Annotated in this window: 8 protein-coding genes and 1 pseudogene; 3 read left to right on the top strand and 6 right to left on the bottom strand. The window is 69.1% G+C overall.

Annotated features, from left to right (window positions below):
* Together WA805_RS19380 and def are read right to left on the bottom strand one after the other, a co-directional pair.
* Nucleotides 1-459: pseudogene (locus WA805_RS19380) on the bottom strand (hypothetical protein); the annotation flags it as partial.
* A 144-nt stretch (nucleotides 460-603) separates the two neighbouring features.
* Nucleotides 604-1,140, bottom strand: coding sequence for a peptide deformylase (def, locus tag WA805_RS19375; protein WP_422278543.1), 537 nt, complete (start codon nucleotides 1,138-1,140; stop codon nucleotides 604-606).
* Nucleotides 1,141-1,287: 147 nt separating this feature from the next.
* Here def and WA805_RS19370 point away from each other — a divergent pair, with 147 nt between their 5' ends.
* Nucleotides 1,288-1,716: an Hsp20/alpha crystallin family protein gene (locus WA805_RS19370; RefSeq protein WP_422278541.1), complete on the top strand. Its 429-nt coding sequence runs from the start codon at nucleotides 1,288-1,290 to the stop codon at nucleotides 1,714-1,716.
* 87 nt (nucleotides 1,717-1,803) lie between these two features.
* Nucleotides 1,804-2,187: a MerR family transcriptional regulator gene (locus tag WA805_RS19365; RefSeq protein ID WP_422278539.1), complete on the top strand. Its 384-nt coding sequence runs from the start codon at nucleotides 1,804-1,806 to the stop codon at nucleotides 2,185-2,187.
* On the opposite strand, the gene WA805_RS19360 is transcribed toward WA805_RS19365, so the two are convergent.
* The 3 genes from WA805_RS19360 to WA805_RS19350 form a co-directional block, all read right to left on the bottom strand.
* Entirely contained in the window at nucleotides 2,156-4,048 is a 1,893-nt protein-coding gene (locus tag WA805_RS19360; protein ID WP_425243033.1) for a propionyl-CoA synthetase, read from the bottom strand. The two genes, WA805_RS19365 and WA805_RS19360, sit on opposite strands and share 32 nt — an antisense overlap.
* A gap of 159 nt (nucleotides 4,049-4,207) precedes the next feature.
* Entirely contained in the window at nucleotides 4,208-5,002 is a 795-nt protein-coding gene (locus WA805_RS19355; protein WP_422287552.1) for a methyltransferase domain-containing protein, read from the bottom strand.
* 58 nt (nucleotides 5,003-5,060) lie between these two features.
* On the bottom strand, nucleotides 5,061-5,462 hold the full coding sequence (locus WA805_RS19350) for an MmcQ/YjbR family DNA-binding protein (protein WP_422287551.1): 402 nt from the start codon (nucleotides 5,460-5,462) through the stop codon (nucleotides 5,061-5,063).
* Nucleotides 5,463-5,549: 87 nt separating this feature from the next.
* On the opposite strand from WA805_RS19350, the gene WA805_RS19345 reads away from it, so the two are divergent.
* Entirely contained in the window at nucleotides 5,550-6,278 is a 729-nt protein-coding gene (locus WA805_RS19345; protein WP_425243032.1) for a DUF5995 family protein, read from the top strand.
* Between the two features lie 88 nt (nucleotides 6,279-6,366).
* Here the strand turns inward: WA805_RS19345 and WA805_RS19340 are convergent.
* The coding region (locus WA805_RS19340; RefSeq protein WP_425243031.1) for a hypothetical protein at nucleotides 6,367-6,578 on the bottom strand (212 nt) is incomplete at its 5' end.

Genomic DNA, 6,578 nt, shown 5'->3' with positions numbered 1-6,578 from the left:
GCGCTGGGGGCCCTGGGAGCCTTGGGGGCCCTGGGCGCCCGGAGCGCCCTGGGGGCCGTAGCCCTGGCCGGGGTAGCCCTGGCCGCGCTGAGGATCCTGGCCTCGCTGCGGGGCACCCGGGGCCCCGCCTGGCCGCTGGCCCTGGTGCCCCTGGTTGCCATATCCGGCGGGGTTGTAGCCCTGCGGGGCCTGCCCGCCCTGAGCGCCTTGCGGGCCCTGCGGCTCCTGCGGCCTCTGCGGGCCTTGCGGGCCCCGCGGGCCCTGCGGCCCCTGGACGTTCTGCGGAGCCGCGCCATCCTGATCATCACGGCCGGCAGGCCCGTAGGACTGGCCGCTATGGTCACCGCGCCTGTCGTCCCGCCCGGTTCCTGGCACGTTCCGCTCCCCGTCCCGCCCTTGGCCACGTTCCGGCTCGTAGGGCCACTCGGAACGGGCGCCGGTGGGCACCGCTCGGGACATGTCGGTGTACCTCCCGCGTAGTGCTTCCCGCAGGGGAAGCTACCCGTCCCACATGAAGAAATCGTTACATCCCCGATGTCCTATGAGGCTAAGCTACAGGTGCTTCCGGTGCTCTATGCGGGAGCGCGATGTACGCGCCAGTTGTCAGAATATGCGGTCGGACATCCGATGCGGGCTCAACTTCACGGCGCCGTCCCAATTTGCTTCCCGTATCGCCTTCATGGCTTGTTTCCGGGTTGCCAGGTCCATCCGGTCGATAAACAGCACGCCGTCGAGGTGGTCGGTCTCGTGCTGGATGCAACGGGCCAGCACGTCGGTCCCGACTAGCTGCACCGGGTCGCCGCGATCGGTAAAGCCGCGGGCCACCGTGTTGAGCCGCCGCTTGACGTCGTAGTAGATGCCGGGGAACGACAAGCAGCCCTCCTCGCCGTCCTGCTCCTCGTCGTCGGGGAAGCTGAGCTCCGGGTTGACCAGGTAGCCACGCTCGCTGCCCACGACGTAGGCGAACACCCGCAGCCCCACCCCGATCTGCGGCGCCGCCAGGCCGGCGCCCTGGGCGTCGTCCAGCGTCTGGGTCAGGTCCTTCACCAGGTTCCGCAGCTGCTTGTCGAAGTCGGTGACGGGGTCGGCGACGGTGCGCAGGATCGGGTCGCCAAAGAGCCGGACTGGTCGGATTGCCATGCCCTTGAGGTTAGCCGCTGACACCGGCTCAGTCATGGCCAGGCAACTAAGTTGACAAGCCTGATTCACGAAAGATATAAATTGAGTTATAAGTTTCTTACTGGCAGAGGGTGAAGCCAGGGTGGCAGGCCCTCCTAGGAGGCAGCGATGTACCTGACTACTCGTGACCCGTTCACCCGGGACTTCGACCGAATCGTCCGGCGCGCGTTCGGCACCGGCTTCGGCCCGGCCAGCACCACCGCCCTGCCGATGGACACTGTCCGTCGCGACGGCGAGCTCGTGCTGCGCTTCGACGTCCCCGGCGTCGACCCGGAGAAGATCGACGTCACCGTCGACCGCGGCGTGCTCACCGTGAGCGCCACCCGCGAGGAGACCCGCACCGAGGGTGAGTCCCCGGTCGTCCGCGAGCGGCTGTTCGGCAGCTTCCGCCGCAGCGTCCGGCTGGCGGAGAACCTGGACGCCGACGCCATCGAGGCGAGCAACAACGAGGGTGTTCTCGAGATCCGCATCCCGGTCCGCGAGGAGGCCAAGCCCCGCAAGATCGAGGTCGGCACCAGCAAGGAGCTGGCCAGCTAATCAGCTGACGAGCGACAGTGACAGCTAGCGGCCGGCGAAGCAGTGGCTACGCCGGCCGTTTAGCATTCCCGCTTAGGGAGGTGAGCCATGGAGCCCTTCGAGGACGAGAACATCCCGCTGTTCACTGTCGGGCAGGTCGCGGAGATGCTCGCGGTCAAGCAAGCCTTCCTGCGCCGCATCGACGAGCTCCAGGTCGTCACCCCGCAGCGCTCCGCCGGCCGCCAGCGCCGCTACACCCGGGTGGAGATCCGCGTCATCCAGCAGGTCGCGTCGATGGCCGGCGAGGGCATGACGCTGCCCGCGATCCGGCGGATCATCGAGCTGGAAACAAGGCTGGCTGAGGTCGCCGCCCAGCGCGACGAGCTCGCGGCGCGGCTGCATGAAGTTTCCTCAGAACGTGCGCGGCTTACTCACCGGCTCAACGCTTTGCTCCGCGGAGTCAGCCGGGATCGTTCCGACGAAGAAGAATAGGACGAAGCCCCGCTAGCACAGCCGGGTCGTCAATGGTCGAAGGAACCGGCTCGTCCTTGCCGTTGGCGATGCCCCGCATGGTCTTGCGCAGGATCTTCCCGGACCGCGTCTTCGGCAGACCGGGCACCACGTCGATCGTGCGCAGCGCCGCGATCGGGCCGATCCGGCCGCGGATCATCGCGGCGAGCTCCGCGGCCAGCGCCTCCGGGTCGGCGGTGACGCCCGCCTTGAGCACCACGAGGCCGCGCGGCACCTCGCCCTTGAGCTCATCGGCCACCCCGAAGACCGCGCATTCGGCGACCGCGGGATGGCTGGCGAGCACCTCTTCCATCTCCCCGGTGGACAGCCGGTGCCCGGCCACGTTGATCACGTCGTCGGTGCGGCCCATGACGTACAGGTAGCCGTCCGCGTCGCGGTAACCGCCATCGCCTGTGAGGTAGTAGCCGGGGTACCTGGCCAGGTACGAGCGGATGAAGCCCTCGTCGTCGTGCCACAGCGTCGGCAGGCAGCTCGGCGGCAGCGGCAGCCTGATCGCGATGTGCCCGGTATCGCCTGGCTTTGCCTCGTTGCCGTCCTCGTCGAGGATGCGCAGGTCATATCCCGGCATCGGGAAGGTGGGCGATCCCGGCTTGGTCGGCTTGGGGTCAAGGCCCATCGGGTCGGCGGCGATCGCCCAGCCGGTCTCGGTCTGCCACCAGTGGTCGATGACCGGGACCTTCAGCAGGTCGGCCGCCCAGCGATAGGTGTCAGGGTCGAGCCGCTCCCCGGCCAGGAACAGGTACCTGAAGCGGCTGAGGTCGTAGCCGGCGGTGAGCGTGCCCTGCGGGTCTTCCTTGCGGATCGCGCGGAACCCGGTCGGCGCGGTGAACAGGCTCTTGACGTTGTGCTCGCTGATCACGCGCCAGAACGCGCCGGCGTCGGGGGTGCCCACCGGCTTGCCCTCGTACAGGATCGTGGTGCAGCCGGCCAGCAGCGGCGCGTACACGATATAGGAGTGCCCGACGACCCAGCCGATGTCGGACGCGGCCCAGAACACCTCGCCCGCGCCGGTGTCGTAGACGTTCCGCATCGACCAGGTCAGCGCGACCGCGTGGCCGCCGTTGTCGCGGACCACGCCCTTCGGCTTCCCGGTGGTGCCCGAGGTGTACAGGATGTAGAGCGGGTCGGTCGCGTCGACAGCGACGCAGGGCGCCTGGCCGGTGGCGGCCGCCATGAGCTCGTGCCAGTCCAGGTCGCGCGCCGTCATCGCGGCGGTCGCCTGCGGGCGCTGCACGATGACCGTGCCCGCCGGCTTGTGCACGGCCTCGTCGATGGCCTTGTCAAGGATCGGCTTGTACTCGATGATCCGCTTGCCCTCGATGCCGCAGGAAGCGGAGACGATCAGCTTCGGCGTGGCGTCGTCGATCCGCACCGCGAGCTCGTGCGCCGCGAACCCGCCGAACACCACCGAGTGGATGGCGCCGAGGCGGGCGCAGGCCAGCATGGCGACCACGGCCTCGGGGATCATCGGCATGTAGATGACGACTCGGTCGCCCTTCTGGATGTCCAGGCCCTTGAGGACGGCGGCGAACCTGGCCGTCTCGTCGCGTAGCTGCCGGTAGGTGAACGTCTTCGCGGTGCCGGTGACCGGGGAGTCGTAGATCAGCGCGTGCTGCTCTCCGCGGCCGCCGTCGACGTGGCGGTCGAGGGCGTTGTGGCAGGTGTTCAGCGTGCCGCCGGCGAACCATTTGTAGAACGGCGGGTTGCTGTCGTCAAGGACGACCTGCGGGTCCTGGTACCAGTCGACGGCGGCCGCGGCCTCGGCCCAGAAGCCGGCCGGGTCGGCGAGGCTACGGCGGAAGGCGTCCTCGTATCTGCCCATGACCGCAGGGTAGGCCTGACCGACGGGGGTTGCCTAGGACGGCGCGGGCCAACGCGCCGCCCGCGGGTTTGTGCCGCCGGCCCGCTCTTGGTCATAACCGATAGGAAGTCGCCGAACTGATAAGGAGTTGACAGGGGTGGCGAGGCCAGCTGACCGCGATTATGCCCGGCAGAGGATCTCGCCGTGGATGACGGCGAACCAGCCGTCGGGGTCGGCGGCCCAGGCGCGCCAGCCGTCGGCGATCCTGGCCAGGTCCGCGGTGGTCGCGTGGCCGCCGCCGGTGGCGTTCGCGGCGTAGGCGGACTTGACCGTGCGGTCGGCCCACAGGCCGCCCCACCAGTCGCGGTCCTCTGGGGTGGCGTACGTCCAGGTCGACGTCGAGACCATGAGGTCGGCCAGGCCCGCTGCCCTGGCCCAGGCATGCATCCGGCGGCCGGCGTCGGGCTCCCCGCCATTGCCGCGGGCCACCTTCTCGTACAGCGCCAGCCAGTCGTCGAGAACCGGGAGGGACGGGTACCAGACCATGGCGCCGTAGTCCGCGTCGCGGGCGGCGACCAGGCCGCCGGGCTTGGTGACCCGGTGCATCTCGCGCAGCGCCAGGACCGGATCGCTGAGGTGCTGGAGCACCTGGTGGGCGTGCACCACGCAGAATGTGTCATCCGGGTAGTCGAGCGCGTAGACATCGCCGGTCGTGAAGTCGAGGTTCTCGCGGCCGACCGTCAGCTCCCTGGCCTGCTCGACGATGTCCGGCGCGGCGTCGATGCCGGTCACGTGCCCTTGCGGCACGTAGCCGGCCAGGCCCGCGGTGATCGTGCCGGGACCGCAGCCGACGTCGAGGATCCGCATGTGCGGTTTGAGGTGCGGCAGCAGGTAGGCGGCGGAGTTCTCGGCGGTGCGCCACCGGTGCGAGCGCAGCACCGACTCATGATGACCGTGTGTGTAGACCTCTGGCATGCCGTCCAGCGTAGCTCGCGTCTTACTAGCTGAGCTAATCCGTCTCAAAATATGGACGTCAGCTCTCGTCGGCGGCGAACCGGTCGGCGAGGTCGCGCGGGGCGCACGCCAGCCAGCCGTCGGTGAGGGCCTCGCTGAGTACGTTCGGCGTCACCTTGTCCAGCTGGACGAGGTAGGCGCTGAACCCGTTGAAGTGCGGGATCGTGAAGAAGGCGTCCAGGTGCGCCGCGAGAATGGCCTCCTTCTCGGCCAGGTCGGCGGTGCGGATCGCGAGAATCGGGCCGTCCGGCGGCTGCACGTCGCCGAACCGCTTGATGTCCGCCTTGCTGAACGGGCGCTCCCACGCGAACGCCTTGCCGCCGACTTCCCAGGTCCTGTTGGTCTTCCTGTATTTGTCGACGCCTTCAGTGACCTGGGGCAGTCCGGCGGCCAGGCGTGCCACGTCGTCGAAGGTCTGCACCCCTAAGACGGTACGCCCTCGGCTTCGCGACGCCCGCTTCCATCGGCAGCAGCACCACCAGGGCACCGGCCGGATCACGATGGCGGTGTGATCGAGGAGCTGATCGACCAGATGGCCGCCCTGCTCGAGTCGCTGCGCGCCGCCGGCGACCGGCGGCAGTACTTCCACGCGACGTACCAGCGAACGACGATCGCGGTGGCCGCGGAACTCCGGCGTGGCGGCTTCACCGACGCCGAATGGGTCGAGCGGTGGGACGTCGCGTTCGCCGGCCTGTACCTGGACGCGCTCCGGGCCGCGCTGGCGGGCAGCCGCCCGACGCGGCCCTGGGACGTCGCGTTCGGCGCGCCCGCCGGGCTGCCGCCGCTCCGCCACGTCCTGCTCGGCATGAACGCCCATATCAACTACGACCTGCCGCAGGCGCTGCTGGCGGTGATCACCGACGAAGAGTTCGACGATCCGGCGCTGCTGACCAGGCGGCGGTCCGACCATCAGGCGATCGACCGCGTGCTCGCCTCCCGCGTCGCGGCCGAAGACGACGAGCTGGCCACGGTTTCCGGTCCCGGCACCCTCCTGGACCGGCTGCTCCAGCCACTCAACCGGCTAGCCACCCAGCGCTTCCTGCGGGAGGCGCGGGAAAAGGTGTGGGCCAACGCGGTCGTCTTGAGCCAGGCGCGCAGGCAGGGCGATGGCGCTTACGCGACCGCCCTGAGACAGCTCGAGGACCTGAGCGCGGCGAAGGTCGCCGCCTTGCAAGCGCCCGGCCAGGTCCTGCTGAAGCTCGCCAGCACCGGCTTCGGCGTCCGGCTGCCCGGCTAAGCCGACGGTGACGCCGTGGCTAACAATAAGCGCGACGCTTTTTGTCGGCGCACGCTACCCGGCCGTCGTCATAGCCCACAAAGAGAGACTAGCGCTGGCTCGCGTTTGCGTCTCGGCGCTGCAACCGCGACTTTCGCCGTGCGCGCAGGTAATAGCGGCTGTCAGAGACGTCGTGATGCTCGCGCATGCGCCTGTGTGTCATGAAATACGGGATGCCCACGGCCAAAGCCACGATAACCACGCCGATAAGGACGCCGCCCCACACCCAGCCCATAGTCGCCTCCCTGCAATGTCGGTTTC

Source organism: Trebonia sp. (assembly GCF_049794275.1).
Lineage (GTDB): Bacteria > Actinomycetota > Actinomycetes > Streptosporangiales > Streptosporangiaceae > Trebonia.
The sequence above is the reverse complement of the archived record's forward strand: the minus strand, read 5'-3'. Positions and strand labels throughout refer to the sequence as shown.